The sequence below is a fragment of the Leifsonia sp. 1010 genome (genome assembly GCF_031455295.1).
Lineage (GTDB): Bacteria > Actinomycetota > Actinomycetes > Actinomycetales > Microbacteriaceae > Leifsonia.
On sequence record NZ_JAVDSL010000003.1, the window covers coordinates 393,730 to 410,951 of the forward strand.

Annotated in this window: 15 protein-coding genes; all 15 read right to left on the bottom strand. The window is 70.6% G+C overall.

Features of this window, described 5'->3' with window-relative positions; translation table 11 throughout:
• Positions 1-33: 33 nt before the first annotated feature.
• Positions 34-330 carry a YggT family protein gene (locus J2Y42_RS15440; protein WP_309860255.1) on the bottom strand — a complete coding sequence of 99 codons (297 nt, stop codon included), beginning with the start codon at positions 328-330 and terminating at the stop codon, positions 34-36.
• 102 nt (positions 331-432) lie between these two features.
• A complete protein-coding gene (locus J2Y42_RS15445; RefSeq protein WP_018191360.1) occupies positions 433-960 on the bottom strand; it encodes a cell division protein SepF in 528 nt (175 codons plus the stop codon).
• A gap of 64 nt (positions 961-1,024) precedes the next feature.
• A complete protein-coding gene (locus tag J2Y42_RS15450) occupies positions 1,025-1,738 on the bottom strand; it encodes a YggS family pyridoxal phosphate-dependent enzyme (protein WP_309860258.1) in 714 nt (237 codons plus the stop codon).
• The gene (ftsZ, locus tag J2Y42_RS15455) at positions 1,704-2,885 is read right to left on the bottom strand and encodes a cell division protein FtsZ (RefSeq protein ID WP_309860260.1); all 1,182 of its coding nucleotides are present in this window, start codon (positions 2,883-2,885) and stop codon (positions 1,704-1,706) included. The genes J2Y42_RS15450 and ftsZ overlap by 35 nt, the downstream gene beginning before the upstream one ends.
• A 142-nt stretch (positions 2,886-3,027) precedes the next feature.
• On the bottom strand, positions 3,028-4,068 hold the full coding sequence (locus J2Y42_RS15460) for an FtsQ-type POTRA domain-containing protein (protein WP_309860262.1): 1,041 nt from the start codon (positions 4,066-4,068) through the stop codon (positions 3,028-3,030).
• Between the two features lie 11 nt (positions 4,069-4,079).
• Positions 4,080-5,507, bottom strand: coding sequence for a UDP-N-acetylmuramate--L-alanine ligase (gene murC / locus J2Y42_RS15465; RefSeq protein WP_309860263.1), 1,428 nt, complete (start codon positions 5,505-5,507; stop codon positions 4,080-4,082).
• A gap of 167 nt (positions 5,508-5,674) precedes the next feature.
• Positions 5,675-6,742, bottom strand: a complete 1,068-nt coding sequence (locus tag J2Y42_RS15470) for a UDP-N-acetylglucosamine--N-acetylmuramyl-(pentapeptide) pyrophosphoryl-undecaprenol N-acetylglucosamine transferase (protein ID WP_309860265.1) — start codon at positions 6,740-6,742, stop codon at positions 5,675-5,677.
• Complete coding sequence (gene ftsW / locus J2Y42_RS15475; RefSeq protein WP_309860266.1) at positions 6,739-8,025, bottom strand: putative lipid II flippase FtsW; 1,287 nt, start codon at positions 8,023-8,025, stop codon at positions 6,739-6,741. The genes J2Y42_RS15470 and ftsW overlap by 4 nt, the downstream gene beginning before the upstream one ends.
• The gene (murD, locus tag J2Y42_RS15480; protein ID WP_309860267.1) at positions 7,988-9,568 is read right to left on the bottom strand and encodes a UDP-N-acetylmuramoyl-L-alanine--D-glutamate ligase; all 1,581 of its coding nucleotides are present in this window, start codon (positions 9,566-9,568) and stop codon (positions 7,988-7,990) included. The genes ftsW and murD overlap by 38 nt, the downstream gene beginning before the upstream one ends.
• Complete coding sequence (gene mraY / locus J2Y42_RS15485; RefSeq protein WP_018191368.1) at positions 9,565-10,680, bottom strand: phospho-N-acetylmuramoyl-pentapeptide-transferase; 1,116 nt, start codon at positions 10,678-10,680, stop codon at positions 9,565-9,567. The genes murD and mraY overlap by 4 nt, the downstream gene beginning before the upstream one ends.
• Complete coding sequence (murF, locus tag J2Y42_RS15490) at positions 10,677-12,116, bottom strand: UDP-N-acetylmuramoyl-tripeptide--D-alanyl-D-alanine ligase (protein WP_309860268.1); 1,440 nt, start codon at positions 12,114-12,116, stop codon at positions 10,677-10,679. Before murF ends, mraY begins: the two co-directional genes overlap by 4 nt.
• The gene (locus J2Y42_RS15495) at positions 12,117-13,661 is read right to left on the bottom strand and encodes a UDP-N-acetylmuramoyl-L-alanyl-D-glutamate--2,6-diaminopimelate ligase (RefSeq protein WP_309860269.1); all 1,545 of its coding nucleotides are present in this window, start codon (positions 13,659-13,661) and stop codon (positions 12,117-12,119) included. It lies immediately after the preceding gene.
• A 27-nt stretch (positions 13,662-13,688) separates the two neighbouring features.
• Positions 13,689-15,431: a penicillin-binding protein 2 gene (locus tag J2Y42_RS15500; protein ID WP_309860270.1), complete on the bottom strand. Its 1,743-nt coding sequence runs from the start codon at positions 15,429-15,431 to the stop codon at positions 13,689-13,691.
• A 20-nt stretch (positions 15,432-15,451) separates the two neighbouring features.
• Entirely contained in the window at positions 15,452-16,123 is a 672-nt protein-coding gene (locus tag J2Y42_RS15505; protein ID WP_309860272.1) for a hypothetical protein, read from the bottom strand.
• On the bottom strand, positions 16,120-17,124 hold the full coding sequence (gene rsmH / locus J2Y42_RS15510) for a 16S rRNA (cytosine(1402)-N(4))-methyltransferase RsmH (protein WP_309860274.1): 1,005 nt from the start codon (positions 17,122-17,124) through the stop codon (positions 16,120-16,122). The genes J2Y42_RS15505 and rsmH overlap by 4 nt, the downstream gene beginning before the upstream one ends.
• Positions 17,125-17,222: the final 98 nt, after the last annotated feature.

The window sequence follows — 17,222 nt, forward strand, 5'->3', positions numbered from 1 at the left end:
CAACGGGCCCTCCCCCGAACCGTGGACCGACGCTCAGCGGAATCCCAGGGTCACGTACAAGCCGATGATCACCACGAGCATGGTGAGGCTCCAGCCGAAGTCGATCGCCACCGGGCCCATCGAGACGCGCGGGATGATCCGCCGGAAGAAGCGGATCGGCGGGTCGGTCACGACGTACGTCGACTCTGCGAGCACCAGACCGAAACCGCGCGGGCGCCACTGGCGTGCGAAGACGCGCACCAGATCGAGCACGAACCGGGCCCAGAGGGCGAAGAAGTAGAGCAGCAACGCATAGTAGAGGACGGTCGCGATGAGGGAGACGACAAACACCCTCCCAGTATGGAGGAAAGCGCACCGCGTCCCCTGAGCGTCCGCAATGGACGACGAGGGAGGCGGTGCGCTTGGAGCGTCGACGGGCCGGAGCCCGCAGGTTCAGGCCTGGGCGAAGAAGGAGGCGTCGACCTCGGCGTCCTGGCCGCCGTGCTCGCCCGAGACGACGACGTGGCTGGGCGACAGCAGGAACACCTTCGGGGTGACCCGCTCGATCTTGCCGTAGAGGCCCTGCGAGAGGCCGCTGGCGAAGTCGATGAGGCGGCGGGCGTCGCCCTCGCTCATCTGCGAGAGGTTGATGATGACCGGGATGCCCTCCCGGAAGGACTCGGCGATCGCCTGGGCGTCGCGGTACTGGCGGGGGTGGACCGTGAGGATCTCGTTCATTTCCTGTACCGATGCATTCCGTGCGGTGGACGACTTGCGCAGCGGCGTGACCGGAGCGCGACCGGCCGCGGGAGCGACCGGAGCGGGGTGGGGGACGGCCTGGACCGGCGACGGGGCCGGGGTGTGGACCGGTGCTTCGCGGCGCGGCTGGTGATGAGCCTGCTCCTGCGGCTGCTCCTCGAACTCCAGTTCCTCGTCGGCGAGGCCCAGGTAGACCATCGTCTTCTTCAGCGGGTTGGCCATGGTTCCTCCGTACAGACCTGCGCGTCGACGCCTCGCCACGCACTTCGAACTCTTCGTTTCGAGATTAACGAAGCTCCGGCCGATTCCCGGTAATGGCGGTCCCGATCCGAAGGTGTGTCGCGCCGGCCGCGATGGCTTCGCGGTAGTCCTGCGACATCCCCGCGGAGATCGACGTGGCCTCCGGCGCGAGCGCACGGACGCGGTCGGAGGCGGCACGGACACGCTCGAAGGCACTGGCGGGCGCCTCGCCGAGCGGGGCGACGGCCATGACGCCGAGCAGGTTCAGCCCGGGCGCTGCGAGCACGTGCTCCACCAGCGGTTCGAGGTCGCGGTCGGCGACACCGCCGCGCGCGGGGTCGTCGGTGAGGTTCAGCTGGACGAACACATCCACATCGCGGTCGCCCTCGCCCTCGCGCGCGGCGAGGGCGTCGACGAGCGAGAACCGGTCGACCGAGTGGATGACGGACGCGTAGCGCCGCGCCTGCCGCGCCTTCTTGCTCTGCAGCTGGCCGACGAAATGCCACGTGAGGTCGAGGTCGGCGAGCTCCGCCGCCTTCTCCTGCGCCTCCTGGTGGCGGTTCTCCCCCACGTCGCGGACGCCGAGCTCGGCCAGCTCGCGGACGAGCGAGGCAGGGTGGAACTTCGTCACGACGATGGTCGTCAGCTCGTCGGGCGAACGGCCGGCGGCCCGGGCGGCGTCGGCGACGCCCTCCCGGACCGCGGCGAGCCGCTCGGCCAGCGGACTACTTGAGGAAGTCGGGGATGTCGAGGTCGTCATTCTCGTCGTCGAACGCCGGGTCCTTCTGCTGGGCGGCCTCGGTCACGGGGCTCTCGCCGGTGTGCCAGGCGTCGTTGGTCACGGGCGCGGGGATCTCGCCCGCCTCCACCTCGGCGGAGGAGGCCACCTGCGACTCCTCGGAGCCGGCCTCGATGTAGCTGGCGCGGCGCGCATCCACCGCGGCGGGCCGTGTGCTCGGCTCGCCGCCGTCGAATCCGGCCGCGATCACGGTCACGCGCACCTCGTCGCCGAGGGTGTCGTCGATGACCGCGCCGAAGATGATGTTCGCCTCCGGGTGCACCGCCTCCTGCACCAGTCGGGCGGCGTCGTTGATCTCGAAGATGCCGAGGTTCGATCCACCCTGGATGGAGAGCAGGACGCCGTGGGCGCCGTCGATGGACGCCTCCAGCAGCGGGGAGGCCACCGCCAGCTCCGCCGCCTTGATCGCCCGGTCGGCGCCGCGCGAGGAGCCGATGCCCATGAGGGCGGAGCCGGCTCCCTGCATGACCGACTTGACGTCAGCGAAGTCGAGGTTGATGAGGCCGGGGGTCGTGATGAGATCGGTGATGCCCTGGACACCGGCGAGGAGCACCTGGTCGGCGGTGGAGAACGCCTCCAGCATGCTGATGCCGCGGTCGCTGATCTCCAGCAGCCGGTCGTTCGGCACGACGATGAGGGTGTCGACCTCTTCCTTCAGGCGCTGCACGCCGGCCTCGGCCTGCTGCTGGCGGCGCTTGCCTTCGAAGGAGAACGGCTTGGTGACGACACCGATGGTCAGTGCGCCGATCGACTTCGCGATGCGCGCGACGACGGGTGCGCCACCGGTTCCGGTGCCGCCGCCCTCGCCCGCGGTGACGAAGACCATGTCAGCGCCCGCGAGGGCCTCCTCGATCTCCTCCGCGTGGTCCTCGGCGGCGCGACGGCCGACCTCGGGGTCCGCTCCGGCGCCGAGGCCGCGCGTGATCTCACGGCCGACGTCGAGCTTGACGTCGGCGTCGCTCATCAGCAGCGCCTGGGCGTCCGTGTTGATGGCGATGAACTCGACGCCGCGGAGGCCGAGCTCGATCATGCGGTTGACGGCGTTGACGCCGCCTCCGCCGATGCCGACGACCTTGATCACGGCGAGGTAGTTCTGTTGTGCTGTCACGTCCGGCCTCCACTGGAACCTTCAACCTCTAGCTGAGGCTTAAAGTCTTGCTGAGTATGCAATTCTCGATCCGACGTTAGGTGGGCCGGGCCGCCGCCCCGGTATCCGGTCAGGCGTGTCGGAAAAGTCGTGCCCAACCCGGTCATCCCGTCGTCACACTGTGGGGCGAGGAGACGTCGTACCGCGACGATCCCGGCGCGCTCTTCAGCAGCGCGCCCAGGTCCGCCGCCTTCAGCGACGAGTCCTCCGCGCTCCCCCAGACCACGGTCGCACCGTTGCCCCGGAGGGTGAAGCTCACGTCGTCCTTCGTCTTGGCGGCGATGGTGTCGACCTGCGCCAGCACGTCCGCCGGGAGGGCGCTCAGCACGCTGGCCGCCGCGGCGAACCCGGAGTCGGCATCCACGTCGGCCGCCCCGCCGCTCGCCGCGATCAGCGGGTAGCCGTCCGGCCGCTTCTCGCTGCTCGAGATCGGCACCTTCGCGGCGTCCACCAGCGTGTACGCGGCCCCCCGCTGGATGACGCCGACCGGCTGCCGCTCCACCACGCGCACGATGATCGAGTCGGGCGGGTGGCTCTCCACCGTGTAGCTGCGGATGAGCGGGAACGCGGCCAGGTCGCTCGAGATGCCCGCCTGGTCGAGCAGCGGCAGCGGGGTGCCCAACTGGTCCGAGAGCTTCTTCTCGACGGCCTTCGCGTCCAGGCGGGAGGTGCCGGTCACCTGGATGTGCTTCAGCGCGAGCAGCGGCGAGTACGCGATGAGCGCGACGGAGAGCACGAGCCCCGCCACGACGGCGGCCGCGGCCAGCCACATGATGCGACGGCGTCGCGACCGCTTGGTGAAGCGGCGCACCTCGCCGCGCTCGAGCCGTTTGCGCTCGCGGCGGGCCGCCCGCAGCGCCTTGTCGATCTCCCGGTTGGTGGGGAGCCGGGAGTACGGGGACGTGTCCGTCGAGGTTTCGGTGCGCGGAGTGCGGACCGGTTCGGCTTCGGCGGGCGGCGCCGCCGGTGCGGCCTGTGCGGCAGATGGATCGGCGATCACCGGGATGGGTTCGGTCACCGTGCCGACGCCGCGCGCGGGCGCAGCCTCCCGCCGCTGCTCGTCGCGCGCCTCCGGCTCGTGCCGCAGCGGAGCGGGCGCGGACGCCGGCACCTCCTGCCGGTCGAAACCCTGGGGACGCTTCACCGAGCGGCCCGCTACACGCCGGCGGCGTCCGGGTGCTCCCGGCGCAGCGAGTCGAGCAGCTGGGGCACGATGCGGTAGACGTCGCCGCAGCCGAGGGTGATCACGAAGTCGCCCTCCCGGGCGATCTGAGCGGTGTGGTCGGCGGCCTGCTGCCAGTCGGCGATGAAGGCCACGCGCTCGGGATGCTCGAAGCGATCGGCGACGAGCGCTCCCGTCACGCCGGGCTCCGGGTCTTCGCGCGCTCCGTACACGTCGAGCACGACGGTCTCGTCGGCGTAGCGCTCGAGCGTCTCGGCGAACTCCTGGGCGAACAGACGCGTCCGGCTGTACAGGTGCGGCTGGTGGACCGCGATGATGCGCCCGTCTCCGACGACCGTGCGGGCGGCGGAGAGCGCGGCGGCGACCTCGGTCGGGTGGTGGGCGTAGTCGTCGTAGACGCTGACGCCTCCCACCGTGCCGTGCAGCTCGAAGCGGCGCTCGGTGCCGCCGAACTCGGCGATGGCGGCGAGGGAGGCGGCCGGGTCGAATCCGAGGCCGGTCAGCACGGCGAAGGCGCCGCCGGCGTTGATGGCGTTGTGCCGCCCGGGCACGCGCAGCCGTGCGGAGTAGTCCTCGCCCTGGTAGCGCAGGGTGAACGACACCGGGCCGTCGGTCACGATGGAGTGGACGCGGACGTCCGCGTCCTCCGCCTCACCGAACGTGACGATCCGCTTGTCGGGCGCCTGCTCGCGCAGTCGGCCGGTCACGTGCACGGCTCCCGCGTCGTCGGACGAGACGACGACGAACTCGTCCGCCTCGCGGGCGAACGACACGAAGGCGTCCTCGAACGCCTCCAGCGATCCGTAGTGGTCGAGGTGGTCGGGGTCGACGTTGGTGATCAGGGCGACGGCCGTGTCGTAGAGCAGGAACGAGCCGTCCGACTCGTCCGCCTCCACCACGAAGAGCTCGCCGGTACCGGTCTTCGAGCTCGTGCCGAGGGAGGCGATGACGCCGCCGTTCACGAAGCTCGGGTCCTCGCCGAGGCCCAGCAGCCCGGTGATGATCATGCCGGTGGAGGTCGTCTTGCCGTGCGCGCCGGCCACGGCGACCAGCCGCGAACGGTTGATCAGCCAGGCGAGCGCCTGCGACCGGTGCAGCACCGGCAGGCCCTTCTCGAGTGCCAGCTGGTACTCCGGGTTGTCCTGCCAGAGGGCGCCGGTGACGACCAGCGTGTCGGCGTCGCCGACGTTCGCGGCGTCGTGGCCGATGGCGATCGTCGCACCGAGGTTCCGCAGGGTGTCGATGTTCGCGGAGTGCCGCACGTCCGATCCGGTCACGGTGTAGCCGGCCTCGAGGAACAGGCGGGCGATGCCGCTCATCCCGGAACCGCCGATGCCGACGAAGTGGAGCTTTCCGAGCTCCTCCGGGAGGGCGAGGGTCAGGTCGGGCTTGATCGTCACAGGTACAGCTTTCGGTTACGCGAGAGGGACTCCATCCAGTATGAGGCTACGCGGCGACCCTGCGGATCGGCCCGAGGCTCACCGAGCGGTCTGTGGGTCGCAACACGCCGTTATGCTCACGCCGGAACGGCGTGTTGCGACCCACAGCCGCGCGACCCACAGCCGTGTCAGAGGGCCGAGCGGATGAGGGCGACCATCCGGTCGGAGCCGTCGCGGACCCCGACCGACGCGGCCCGGCGCGCCATCTCGGCCACGCGGGCGCGGTCGGACAGCAGCGGAAGCAGCTCGCCGTCCACCCAGTCCGGGGTGAAGGCCGCGTCGTCGACGAGCACGCCGCCGCCCGCCTCGACGACGCCGGCCGCGTTGAACCGCTGCTCGCCGTTGCCGATCGGGAAGGGGACGTACACCGCCGGGATGCCCAGCGCGGCGAACTCGCACACCGTCGCGGCGCCCGCGCGCGCGACCGCGACGTCGGTCAGCGCGAAGGCGAGATCCATGCGGTCGCAGTAGTCCAGCAGGCGGTAGTGCTCGATTCCGGGGTCCGTCAGTTCACCGCGGCCGCCCTGGATGTGCAGCACCTGCCAGCCGGCGGCCGTCAGCTCGGCGGCGCGCGCGAAGACGGTCTGGTTGATCCGGCGCGCGCCGAGGGAGCCGCCCGTGACGAGCAGCGTCGGACGTTCGGGGTCGAGCCCGAACTCGGCCGCGGCCTGCGGGCGCGCGGCGGCCGCATCCAGCTCCTCGATCTCCACCCGCAGCGGCATGCCGACGAAGGTGGGATGCGGCAGTGGCGTGCCCTCGAACGCCGCGCCGACCCAGGGTGTGTAGCGGGCGCCGAGCCGGTTCGCGAGACCCGGCCGCGCGTTCGCCTCGTGCAGGACGAGCGGGACGCCCTCGCGTCGGGCCGCCGAGTAGGCCGGGGCCGCGGCATAGCCGCCGAAGCCGACGACGGCGTCGATCCCGCGGTCGCGGATCAGGGCGCGGACGGTCGCGATGCTGCGCCGGTACTCGCCCGGGAAGCGCAGCGCGGCCGCGTTCGGGCGGCGCGGGAACGGGAGCTTCGGGATGGTCGCGAGCTCGTAGCCGCGCTGCGGGACCAGACGCGCTTCGAGTCCCTCCTTCGTCCCGAGCACCAGCACCTCGGCATCCGGTTGGTCACGGCGCAGACGATCGGCGACGGCGAGCAGGGGGTTCACGTGGCCGGCGGTGCCCCCGCCGGCGAGAAGGTACCGCGTCATGCCCGGCGGCCCGCCGAACCGGTCTCGGAGGCGGCCAGGGAGTCACGGTGCGACTGCCGCGCGAACGACAGCACGATTCCGATGGCGATCATGGAACTGATCATCGCAGTCCCTCCCGCAGAGATCAGTGGGAGCGGGACGCCGAGCACCGGGATCACCCCCAGCACCACGGCGATGTTGACGAACGCCTGGCCGATCAGCCACACCATGATCGCCGCCGTCGTCACCCGCGCGAACGGGTCGGTCGACGCGTGGATGATGCGCAGGAAGACGACCGCGAGCATCACGAAGAGCAGGAGCACGACCACCGCGCCGATGAGACCGAGCTCCTCGCCGATGATCGCGAAGATGAAGTCGGTGTCCGCTGCCGGCAGCCACGACCACTTGGAGTGGGAGTTTCCGAGCCCGACACCGAAGACGCCGCCCGAGGCCAGCGCGTAGAAGCCGTTCTTGATCTGCCAGTCCACGTCCGGGTTCGCGACGCTCGTCCCGCCGAAGTAGGCGGCGATGCGGCCGACACGGCTCGCGCTCGACAGCGCGACCACGACCGCGAGGGCGCCGACGGCGACGACACCGGTGAGGAGGTAGCGGAGGCGCACGCCGGCGAAGTAGAGGGCGCCGAGGATGAGCGCCGCCATGATCATGGTCGTGCCCAGGTCGCCGCCGAGCAGCACGAGCGCGACCGCGCCTCCCGCGATGGGGACGACCGGGACGGCGACGTGCTTCCACTGGTCGAGCACATCCCGTTTGCGTGCGAGGACGACGCCCAGCCAGACGACGAGAGCGAGCTTGATCGCCTCCGACGGCTGCGCCGTGACCGAGCCGATGCGCAGCCAGTTGCGGTTGCCGCCGATCTCGACGCCCAGCGGAGTGAGCAGCACGAGCAGCTGCAGGAAGCAGGCGGCGCCGAGGAAGAACCAGATCGTCTTCTTCCAGAACCCGCGCGGGATGCGGGAAACGAGGAACATCAGCGGGAGGCCGACCAGCGTGTACGCGCCCTGCGACCAGAAGCGGGAGAAGAAGTTGTCGTCGTCGTTGTGGGCCTCGACCGACGAGGAGGACAGCACCATCACGAGGCCGAAGACGACCATGAACAGCGTGATGCCGAGCAGGAGGAAGTAGTTGGCCGACTCGGAGGTCATCCCCCGGCCCAGCTGGATGCGCGTGGTCAGCGCGCCGATGCGTGCGGCGGCGCTGGGGCGCGACGCCGGCTGGGCGGCGTTCTGGCCTGCGGCGGTCGGGCGCTCAGTCCTGCGCGTCGGGACGCGGGGCGGACTCGTCATCCGCCTCACCTCCCAAGTACTCGTTCACGGCCGACTGGAAGCGGCGGCCTCGTTCTGCGTAGTCGGCGAACTGGTCCATCGATGCCGCCGCCGGAGCGAGCAGCACGGTGTCTCCTTCGTGCGCGAGATCACCGGCCAGCCGAACCGCCGTCGGCATGACCTCTTCAGTCTCGTCGGCGACGACCTCCAGCACCGGAAGGTCCGGCGCGTGTCGTCGGAATGCGGCGAGGAGCGGCTCCCGGTCGACGCCGATCAGCACCGCGCCGCGAAGGCGCCCGACGTGCCGGCCGACCAGCGCATCCACGTCGACGCCCTTGAGCAGGCCGCCGACCAGCCACACCACCGACGGGTAGGCGCGGAGGGAGGCGTCGGCCGCGTGCGGGTTCGTCGCCTTGGAGTCGTCCACCCAGTTCACTCCGGCCTGGACGCGCACCAGCTCGATGCGGTGGGCATCGAGCCGGAAGGCCGTCAGGACGTCGCGGATGACCTGCGGAGCGACCCCGTACGACCGCGCGAGCGCGCTGGCGGCGAGGATGTTCGCGACGACGTGCGGCGCCGAGAGCCCGGCCTCCTGCAGTTCGTCGAGAGTGGTCAGCTCGAGCGCCGCGTTCGCACGGTCGTCGAGGAAGGCGCGGTCGCAGAGGATGCCGTCCACGATCCCGAAGTCGCTCGGGCCGGGCACGCCGAGGCCGAAGCCGATGGCGCGTGCGCCCTCGGTGACCTCCGCCTCCTCCACCATGTGCAGGGTGTTCTCGTCGGCCTTGTTGTAGACGCAGGCGACGCGGGTGTTGTCGTACACCTTCGCTTTGGCGGCGATGTACGCCTCGAGCGACCCGTGCCAGTCGAGGTGGTCGTCGGCGATGTTGAGGCACGCCGCCGAGAACGGCGACAGCTCGCCGCCCGCGTTCCGGTTGACCCAGTGCAGCTGGTAGCTGGAGAGCTCGACCACGAGCACGTCGAATCCCTCGGGATCGCGGATGGCGTCGAGGACCGGGACGCCGATGTTGCCGCACGGTGCGACGCGGTTGCCTCCGGCGAGGATCATCGTCGCCGTGAGCTGCACGGTGGTCGTCTTGCCGTTGGTGCCGGTGACGCAGATCCAGTCGGCAGGGCCCTCGGCTCCGTCGGGACGGGCGACCTTGTCGCGCAGACGCCAGGCGAGCTCGATGTCGCCCCACACGGCCGTGCCGCGCTCCTCCGCCCACAGCAGCAGGGGGTGATCCCAGTGGAAGCCCGGCGACGCGATGACCAGTTGGGGGTCGAACGCGACGAGACGCTCCGGCGGCGCGGTGAGGTCGGGCTCCTCGAGGAGCTCGGCGCCGATGACCTCCAGCAGCATCCGCCGCTCGTCGTCGGCCTTCGCCGCGACGACCAGCACGTCGGCACCCAGCTCGGCGAGCGTGTCCGCGACCGAGAAGCCGGTGACGCCCAGGCCGTACACCGCAACCCGCAGGCCGCTCCAGTCGTGGTGCCAGCTGGTCAGAGCGGCCAGGCGCTCCGCCAGGGCGTCGCCCGCGCGGGCGGTGTCGTCGGAATCGGTCACGTCGCCAGCCACTCCAGGTAGAAGGACCCGACGCCGGCGGCGACGAGCAGTCCGCCGATGATCCAGAACCGCACGACGACCGTCACCTCCGCCCATCCCTTCAGCTCGAAGTGATGATGGATCGGGCTCATCAGGAAGATGCGTTTGCCGTGCGTGAGCTTGAAGTACGCCCGCTGCACGATCACCGACCCGGCCTCGATGACGAAGATGCCGCCGATGAGGATGAGCAGCAGCTCGGTGCGGCTCAGGATGGCGAGGGCCGCGACCGCGCCGCCGAGCGCCAGCGAGCCGGTGTCGCCGAGGAAGATCTGTGCGGGCGAGGTGTTCCACCAGAGGAAGCCGACGACCGCGCCGACGATCGCTGTCGCGACGATCGCGAGGTCGAACGGATCGCGCACGTCGTAGCATTTCGCGACGTTCTCGGGGTTCAGGTTGATGCTCGCGCACGACTGGATCGACTGCCAGAAGCCGATGATGATGTAGGCGCCGATCGCGAGGATGGACGCGCCGGAGGCGAGCCCGTCGAGGCCGTCCGTGACGTTCACGCCGTTCGAGGTCGCCGCGACCAGGAAGTTGATCCAGATCAGGTAGAGGCCGTAGCCGACGATCACGCCGATGGCGCCGTACCGGGTGATCTCGCCGAAGTCGATCGCCGGCAGGTCGCGGATGAAGGACACCGTCATCGTCGCGGGCGTGTAGCCGTTGCCGTTCGGGAAGCGGATCGCGAGGAACGCCCAGACGGTCGCGACGATGACCTGGCCGGCCACCTTGGCCCAGCCGGTGAGCCCGAGGCTGCGCTCGCGCCGGGTCTTCAGGAAGTCGTCGATGAACCCGACCACGCCCAGACCGACCATGAGGAACAGCACGAGGAGCGCAGAGACGCTCGTCTCGTCGCCCGTCAGCAGGAGGGCCGTGAAGTAGCCGAACAGCGTGCCGAGGATGACGACGATGCCGCCCATGGTCGCGGTGCCGCGCTTGGCGTGGTGGCTCTGCGGTCCGTCGTCGCGGATGAACTGTCCCCACTGCAGCCGGCGGAAGAGCCGGATGAAGAGCGGGGTCAGGAAGAGCGTGAACGCCATCGACAGCGCACCGGATGTCAGCAGGGCTCTCACGAGAACGATTCTCCTAGCCGGTCGCCCAGGATGCGCAGCCCGGCCGAGTTGGAGGACTTCACGAGGACCGTGTCACCCGGGCGCAGGGCACCTCGCAGGTGCTCGAACGCGGCGTCCTGCGTGTCGAAGTACAGGGATTCGCCGTCCCAGGAGCCCTCGTTGATCGCCGAGATGTGCATCCGGCGCGCCGCCGGTCCGACGATCACCAGCTGGTCGATGCCGAGCCGGACGGCGAGCAGACCGATGCGGTCGTGCTCCTCACCGGAGACCTCCCCCAGCTCGCTCATCTCACCCAGGACGGCGATGGTGCGGCCGTCCGGTTCGGCGATCTGCGCGAGGGTCTTGAGCGCTGCGGCCATGGAGTCCGGGCTCGCGTTGTAGGCGTCGTTGATGATCGTCACGTCGCTGCCGCCCATGACCTCCATCCGCCACCGCTCGGCCGTCTTCACGGTCTGGAGGGCGGAGACGATGGTGTCGATGTCGACGTCGAGCACGTACGCGGACGCCGCGGCGGCCAGGGCGTTCATGACGTGGTGCTCGCCGAGCACCTGGAACCGCACCGGGCGCGACTGCGCCTCGGAGCCGGGACCGTCGGTCCCGTTGCGCGGCGGGAGGTGAAGCGTGAACGACGTGCCCCGCCGGTCGGAGACGACGTCGGTCGCGCGCACGTCGGCGCGCTCGTCCAGGCCGAACCAGAGCACGCGGGCGACGGTCTTATCCGACATCGTGGCGACGCGCGGATCGTCCATGTTCAGCACGGCGACGTCCGACTCCAGCAGGTCGGTGACCATCTCGGTCTTCGCCTGCAGGGTCTTCTCGATGCCGCCGAACTCGCCGGCGTGCGCGAGGCCGACCTTGAGGACGACTCCGACGTCCGGGCGCGCCATGCGCACCAGGCGGGCGATCTCGCCGATTCCGCTCGCGCCCATCTCGGCGACGAGGAACTGCGTCTCCTCGGTCACCTGGAGCATGGTCACGGGTGCGCCGACCTCGTTGTTGAAGGAGGCGCGCGGCGCGATCGTCGGTCCGACCTGCTCGAGCACGGCGCGGAGCAGGTTCTTCGTCGTGGTCTTGCCGTTGGACCCGGTGATGCCGACGATCTTGAGCAGTCCGAGCGCCCGGACCCGGGCGATGACCTCGGTGGCGAGGTCGCCGAGGGCGACCACGGTGTCCTCAACCAGCAGCTGCGGGACGGGCAGCTCGAGTGGATGGTCGACGACGACGAGCGCGGCGCCCGCCTCGACCGCCTGCGGGGCGAAGAGGTGGCCGTCGGTCACCTCCCCCGGCTTCGCGAAGAAGATGCTGCCGGGCACGACCTCGCGCGAGTCGGTCGTGGACAGCCCGGAGACGACCGTCTCCGGGGAGACGTGGGTGCCGTCGAGCAGCAGGGTGCCGCGGGTGGCCTCGGCGATCTCGGCCAGGGTGAGGGCGATCATCTACAGCCACCCGGCCTCTCGCAGCGCGAGGCGCACGTCGTCACGGGCCGAGTACGGCAGACGCTGGCCGGCGACCTCCTGGTAGTCCTCGTGGCCGGGGCCGGCGTACAGGACGACATCGCCCTCGTCCGCCAGGGACAGCGCGGTGCGGAACGCGGCGCGCGGATCGGGCACCTCGTACAGCTCGAGGTCGGGGACCGCGCTGCGCGCTCCCTCGAGGAGGGCGGCGCGAATGCTCGCCGGGTCCTCCCAGCGCGGATGGAAGTCGGTGATGACCACGGCGTCCGACCCGCGGGCGGCGATGGCGCCCATGTCGGTGCGCTTCGTGGTGTCGCGGTCGCCGTCGGCGCCGAACACCATGACGATGCGGCCATCGGTCACCTTGCGCAGCGCGCTCAGGGTCGAGAGGAACGCATCGGGGCTGTGGCCGTAGTCGATGAAGACGACGGGACCGCGATCGCCCGACAGTCGCTCGGCGCGGCCCGGGATGTACGCGTCGATCCCGCCGTCGCGCTCCAGTGCCGCTCCGATCGCGTCGAGGTCGTAGCCCGACTCGACCAGCATGACGATGGCGAGCGCCGCGTTCGCCGCGTTGTAGGCGCCGAGCAGCGGGATGCTGGTCTCCAGCCGGCGTCCGTCCGGGCCTTCGAGGGCGAACGAGGTGCGGGTGAGCGTCTCCTCGAGCACGGTGAGCAGCCACTCGGATTCGGCCCCGGGCGAGCTGGAGAGCGTGGCGACCGGGATGCGCGACTGCTCGACCAGGGCGCGGCCCCAGTCTGAGTCGACCGTGACGACCCCGCGGCGGGCGCGGTCGGGCTGGAAGAGCTCGAGCTTCGCCGCGAAGTAGTCGTCCATCGCGGCGTAGTCGTCGAGGTGGTCATGGCTGAGGTTGGTGAAGCCGACGACGTCGAACACGATCCCGTCGACGCGGTGGCGGGTCAGTGCCTGCGCCGACACCTCGATGGCGACGGCGCGGACGCCCTCCTCGCGCATCCGGGCCAGCAGCGCGTGCAGCTCGCTCGCCTCGGGAGTGGTCAGCTTGCTCGTGATCGCCGTGTCGCCGATGCGGCGCTCCGCCGTCGAGCTGAGGCCGGAGACGACCCCGAGCTGCCCGAGGATGGCATTGAGCAGGTACACGACGCTGGTCTTGCCGTTGGTGCCGGTGACGCCGAACAGCGTCGCCGAATTCTCGTCGGTGCGGTAGATCCAGGCGGAGACGGCGCCGAGCGCGGCCCGGGGCTCCGGCGTGACGATGACCGGGAGGCCGGACTCGGCCGCGAGGGCCGCACCCTCCTCGTCGGTGAGCACGGCGACGGCTCCCGCCTCCGCCGCGGCGGTCGCGTACGTCGCGCCGTGGGCGTTGCGGCCGGGTACGCCGACGTAGAGGTCACCGGGTTCGACGGCGGAGCTCGCGAGAGCCGCACCGGTCACCTCGACCCCGTCGAGGTCGCCGCGGCATTCCAGCCCGAACTCCGCTACCAGCTGGGCGAGCGGGCGGGCGACGGGATGCTCGGGGCGCAGTGAAGAGGGCGCCGGTCCTGTCACGTGGCTCACTTTCCGTTGACGCTGTTTCTAGTAGTAGGGCGGATAGTCCGCCGGGCTCGACGTGGAGGGCTTCACCCGGTAGGTCTTCAGCACCTGACTCATGATCGTGTGGAACAGCGGAGCGGCGGCTGCCGACGAAGTAATGGTAGTCGGGAACCCGAGGTTGACCGAAACGACGTACTGCGGATCGTCCACCGGCGCGACGCCCATGACCGACACGTAGTACGACGGCAGGTACCCGCCTTTGCCGTCCGGCTGCTGGGCCGTTCCGGTCTTCGCGGCGATGCGGTACCCGGGGATCTGCAGCTGCTTCTTGAGCTCGCCGTCGGTGACGACGGACTCCATCATCCCGAGCGTCGTGGCCGCCGCCTGGGCGGAGACGACCGGCGTCGGCTTGCTGTTCGGGATGTCCGTGACCGAGCCGTCCGGGTGCTCGCATCCCTCGACCAGCGACAGCGGGATGCGGGTGCCGCCGTTGGCGAGCGCCTGGTACGCCCCGACCATCTGCAGCTGGGTCGCCGAGACGCCCTGGCCGAACATCGTCGCGTACTTGGTCTGGTCGTCCCAGTCCTTGACCGGGTGGAGCTCGCCGGCGGACTCGTCGGGGTACGGCAGACCGGTCGGATCGCCGATCCCGAACTTCTTCAGGTAGTCGTACCGCGTCTGGTCGCTGAGCGCGCGGCCCAGCTGCGACATGCCGGTGTTCGACGACATCATGAGCACGCCGGTCAGGGTGAGCCGGAGCGGTGCGTGGAATCCCGAGTCGTGCAGGTCGGCCCCGTTGCCGGACTGCCAGGAGTACGGGGCGAGCACCTGCGAGGTCGGCGTCGCCTTGCCCTGGTCGATGAGCATCGCGGCCGTCAGCGCCTTGAAGGTCGAGCCGGGCTCCCGCGGGTCGGTGAGCGGCTGGAGCCGCCAGAACGACGGATCCGTCGCATCGATGTTGTTGGGGTCGAGCGACGGCACCTGCGCGATCGCCTTGATCTTGCCGGTCTTCGCCTCCGCCACGGTCACGAAGCCGAACTTGGACCCGGTCGCGGCGACCTGCTGCGCCAGGGTCTGCTGCGCGAACCACTGGAGGTCCGAGTCGATGGTCAGCTTGAGCGTGCCGCCGTCCTTCGCCTGCTTCTGCACGACGGTACTGCCGGGGATGGCGACGCCGTCGGCCCCGCGCTGGTAGGTCTCCTCGCCGTTCTCCCCTGCCAGACAGCCGTTCTCGCTGGCCTCCAGCCCCGCGTCGCCGCCCTGCGAGAGGTAGCCGAGCAGGTTGCCGGCGACGGCGCCGTTCGGGTAGCTGCGCGCCTGCTTCTTGGTGAAGGTGAGCCACGGGTACGGGAGCTTGTCGAGCTTGTCGAACGTCCCGACATCCATACCGGCCTTGATGAGGACGTACTGCGACTTCGGATTCTCTTTGAGGGCCGCATCGAGGAGCGCGACGACCGCATCGCCGCCCTGGCCGGTGATCGCACCGATCTTCGCGGCGGCTTCGACCATCTTCGCCCGCCCGCCGGCGATCGCATCCTTCGGCGAGGCCGCTGCCGTGTACGTGTAGATCGTGGTGGCCAGCACCGTGCCGTCGGTGTCGATGATGTCGCCGCGGTTGCCCAGCAGCGGCGTCGACACCTCTTTGGCGGTCACCGACTGCCGCTGCAGCGCATCCGCCCGGACCACCTGGATGTCGACCAGCTTGGCGCCCAGGATGCCGACGGTCGCCGCGACGGCGAGGACCGTCACGGCGGTCCGCCGCCGCAGCATCTTCTTGCTGACCATGCCCCGCATCCGTCCCGTCGTCAGTGCGTCACCGGAGTCGGCAACGCTCCCTGCAACGGTACGGTCGGCGTGGCACCGGAGCCGGTAGCCCCACCCGAAGTTGTGGAATTCCCAGCCTGCCCCGCCGCTGTGGACGGATTCGCCGTCTGCTGCGGCTGCGTCACCAGGGAGACGCCCGCGAGCAGCGAGTTCGGCACGAGATTGCCCTGCGTGCCGGTGACCGTGCCCGCCGCCCCGCTCGCCGGGAGCGGCGCGCCCAGCACCGCTCCGTCGGACAGGCGCAGGTACGCGGGGTTGCTGTTGCTGACCATTCCGAGCGCGTTGGCGTTGGCGGCGAGGTTCTGCGGCGAGGCGACCCGGTTGAGGTCCTGCGACACCGCCTGATACGAACGCTGGAGCTCGGTCTGCTTCGACTCCAGCGTCTGCAGCTGGTAGGCGCCCTGCGAGATCCCGATGCTGAGGAGGAGCTGCGCAACGACGACCGCCAGCAGCGTGGCGACCGCGATCCCCGCGTACAGGGCCCGCGGACGTGCCCGCCGCTGCGACCGGGTCGGGACGACCTCGAGGTGCGTCCGCTTCGGCTCCTCCACCGGTGCGGGGAGGGCGCCGCCGCGCCACAGCGCCGCCGGACGCCGTGCCGCTGTCGGCCTGCGCCCGATGACCGGGGCCGCCTCTGCCAGATTGCCGCTCACGAACGCCTCCTCGTCTCGTCCTTGCTGGTGGATGCGCCACTCGCCGGGCGCACCCGCTCGGCCGCCCGCAGGCGCACCGGGGTGGCCCTCGGGTTGGCGGCCTTCTCGTCGTCGTCGGCCAGCTCCGCACCGCGGATGAGGAGCTTCAGCTCCGGCCGGTGCTCGGGAAGTTCGACGGGCAGCCCTGCGGGAGCACTCGACGTGGAGCGGGCCTGCAGCTCGCGCTTCACGATGCGGTCCTCGAGCGACTGATACGCCTCCACGACGATCCGGCCGCCCACCGACAGCGCGTCGATGGCCGCGGGGATCGCCCGCTGCAGCACCGCCAGCTCCTGGTTGACCTCGATGCGCAGGGCCTGGAAGACGCGTTTGGCGGGATGCCCCTGCCGCTGCAGGGCCACCGGCGTCGCCTTGATGATCAGGTCGACCAGCTGGCCGGAGCGAACGAGCGGCTCGCGCTCGCGCGACTCCACGATCCGGGAGGCGTAGCGCCCCGCCAGCTTCTCTTCGCCGTACTCGCGGAAGATGCGCCGGAGGTCGGACTCGGAGTACTCCGCGAGGACGGTCGCGGCGGTGAGCTCGCTCGTGCCGTCCATCCGCATGTCGAGCGGCGCGTCCTTCGAGTAGGAGAAGCCCCGCTCCACCCGGTCGAGCTGGAGGGAGGAGACGCCGAGGTCGAACAGCACGCCGTCGACCGCGTCGAAGCCGAGCCCCTCGATGGCCTCGCGGATGCCGTCGTACACCGTGTGGACGAGGTGCACGCGGTTACCGAAACGCTCCAGGCGCTCCCCCGCGATCGCCAGGGCCTCGGGGTCGCGGTCGAGCCCGACCAGGGTGACGTCGGGAAATCGCTCGAGGATGCCGGCGGAGTGGCCGCCCATCCCGAGCGTCGCATCGACGAAGACGGCGCCGGGCCGCGTCAGCGCGGGGCCGAGCAGCTCGATGCAGCGCTCCAGGAGGACCGGAGTGTGGATGCGGGAGGTGTCTTCGGAGTCGGTCATGGTCGATCGGGACGGGCCGCCTGCCCCTGATTCCGGATCCCCATCCATTCCGACCTGGCACCGGGGAAGTGGTGTCAGGGCGTATGGCTGGGAGTCCG

What these genes read in the sequence shown, in the direction of transcription:
- J2Y42_RS15500 (WP_309860270.1), bottom strand. Translation starts at nt 15,431, where the DNA reads ATGGTCAGCAAGAAGATGCTGCGGCGGCGGACCGCCGTGACGGTCCTC.
- ftsW (WP_309860266.1), bottom strand. Translation starts at nt 8,025, where the DNA reads ATGACGAGTCCGCCCCGCGTCCCGACGCGCAGGACTGAGCGCCCGACC.
- J2Y42_RS15445 (WP_018191360.1), bottom strand. Translation starts at nt 960, where the DNA reads ATGGCCAACCCGCTGAAGAAGACGATGGTCTACCTGGGCCTCGCCGAC.
- J2Y42_RS15470 (WP_309860265.1), bottom strand. Translation starts at nt 6,742, where the DNA reads ATGACGCGGTACCTTCTCGCCGGCGGGGGCACCGCCGGCCACGTGAAC.
- J2Y42_RS15450 (WP_309860258.1), bottom strand. Translation starts at nt 1,738, where the DNA reads ATGACGACCTCGACATCCCCGACTTCCTCAAGTAGTCCGCTGGCCGAG.
- murF (WP_309860268.1), bottom strand. Translation starts at nt 12,116, where the DNA reads ATGATCGCCCTCACCCTGGCCGAGATCGCCGAGGCCACCCGCGGCACC.
- rsmH (WP_309860274.1), bottom strand. Translation starts at nt 17,124, where the DNA reads ATGACCGACTCCGAAGACACCTCCCGCATCCACACTCCGGTCCTCCTG.